Origin of the sequence: 'Chrysanthemum coronarium' phytoplasma (assembly GCF_000744065.1) — a bacterium.
Lineage (GTDB): Bacteria > Bacillota_I > Bacilli_A > Acholeplasmatales > Acholeplasmataceae > Phytoplasma > Phytoplasma asteris.
Map to the genome: position 1 here is coordinate 1 of NZ_BBIY01000101.1, position 1577 is coordinate 1577.

The 1577-nt window shown below is 30.1% G+C and carries 2 protein-coding genes and 1 pseudogene; all 3 read right to left on the minus strand.

The genetic code is table 11. From position 1 onward, the window contains the following. Positions 1–410, minus strand: a 410-nt coding sequence (gene rpoE / locus OYV_RS03825; RefSeq protein WP_042068380.1) for a DNA-directed RNA polymerase subunit delta, incomplete at its 3' end; no start/stop codon positions are given. Positions 411–543: 133 nt separating this feature from the next. After that, positions 544–828, minus strand: coding sequence for a YbaB/EbfC family nucleoid-associated protein (locus OYV_RS03830; RefSeq protein WP_042068382.1), 285 nt, complete (start codon positions 826–828; stop codon positions 544–546). A 12-nt stretch (positions 829–840) separates the two neighbouring features. Then, positions 841–1577: pseudogene (locus OYV_RS03835) on the minus strand (DNA polymerase III subunit gamma/tau); the annotation flags it as partial.

Genomic DNA, 1577 nt, shown 5'->3' on the forward strand with positions numbered 1-1577 from the left:
TTTTGTTCTTCTGAAGGTTCGTCTTCTAAATCAAGCAAATCATCTTGTAGAGGGTCAGTTTGGACAGTGTCTTTGTCAGAAAGGAAATCCTCAAAATCTAATTCTTGTAAATTGGTATCTTCGTCTAGAGGTTCGTCTTTTGAAATTTGAGTTTTTTCAAAAAAATCTTTATCCCAAAAAAGTTTATTATTTTCTTTAATAATTAATTGATTGTCTTCACAAAAAACAAATTTTCCGCTCAAAGCGATGTCTAAATAAAGCTGATTAGCTACATTGGGGTTGTTATTTGGGATTTGGTGTTTTTGCAATGTTTGTTTTAATAAATCATAGACTGAAACAGGATTGTGATGTTTTTTCATAATGTCATAAGCAGTTTCCAAAAGTGATTTTGGAGTTTTGTTTTTTTTCATAAAATACCTCCTTTTAATGTAATAATGTTTGGGATTTGGGAAATAATGATAAGTGATAAAATAAAAAGAAAAGAAAGGAAAAGAAAAGAGCTAAATAAAATAAAGAAATGCAAAATATGGGGGGGTAAAAATTTTAGAATTCTATCAAATCTCCAGATGCTTTTTGCATGAGTTCTTTGGATTTTCTTTCTAACTTTTTTAAAGCAGCATTAAAAGCCAACAAAACGCTTTCTTGGAGAATTGCTTTGCTGTGAATTTGAGAAATAATAACATCTACGACTTGTTTGGTGCCTTGTAAAACAATTTCTACATCCCCTGCTTTGCCAATAAATTCTTGTAATTCTAATTGTTGTTGGGCGTTTTCAATTGCTTCTTGCATTTTTTTTAATTTTTCAAACATATTAGATTGTGTTTTCATAATTTTTTGCTCCTAGTTAATTATTTCTACTATATCTTTACCAAAAAAATCATAAGCTAGTTGGATAATAGCAGGCTTGGTTGGTTGGGTCGCTTTGATTTGATATAAGTCAAGATCAAAATTGCAAGTAGCTGTGAATTTTGCAATTGATTCCTGGTTTGGATGAGGATGATTTTTGTTGTAAAAAGTTTCTAAGGCTTGCCAATCTTGTTTTAAAAAAGCAATGTAGTCTGTAATTGCAAAAGTGTCGTTATTCAAAATTTCTAAAGCTTTTTGTTTGATGTTTTTTTGTAAAACAAGTTCAAAGGCATCTTCATCTTCAAAAACTAAAATCATTTGTTGGGATTGACTCAAAGCAACTATTTTTCCTCTATCCAAAATTTCGGCTACACTTTTATAATAACTGTGAGTAGAATAGCGATTTTTTAAATTTGTCCAAAAATTTGTTATTGTGTTTTTGGTTGGCTCGTCTTGATTAGATAAAATATTAATTGCAAATGATATCAAATCACAAATAGCAGAATTGGAAAAATAAGGGTGTTTTTTTGTTGGGGATTTGGTTTCTTGTGAGTTTTGGGAAGGCAAGTTATTTTGTTGAGTCAATTCGGAGGTAGTAGAATTGTTAGGTTTTTTTTGTGAAAAATTATTTTGAGACTGTAAATCTTGGACTGGATGCAGATATTCTGTTTTTGGTGGTTTTGGTGGTTTTTCGTTTGCTATTGACGCAAGTTTAGTTGGTTTGATTTTTT

Bases quoted from the DNA above. Each gene is read 5' to 3' on its own strand.
- OYV_RS03830 (WP_042068382.1), bottom strand. From the start codon at position 828: ATGAAAACACAATCTAATATGTTTGAAAAATTAAAAAAAATGCAAGAA.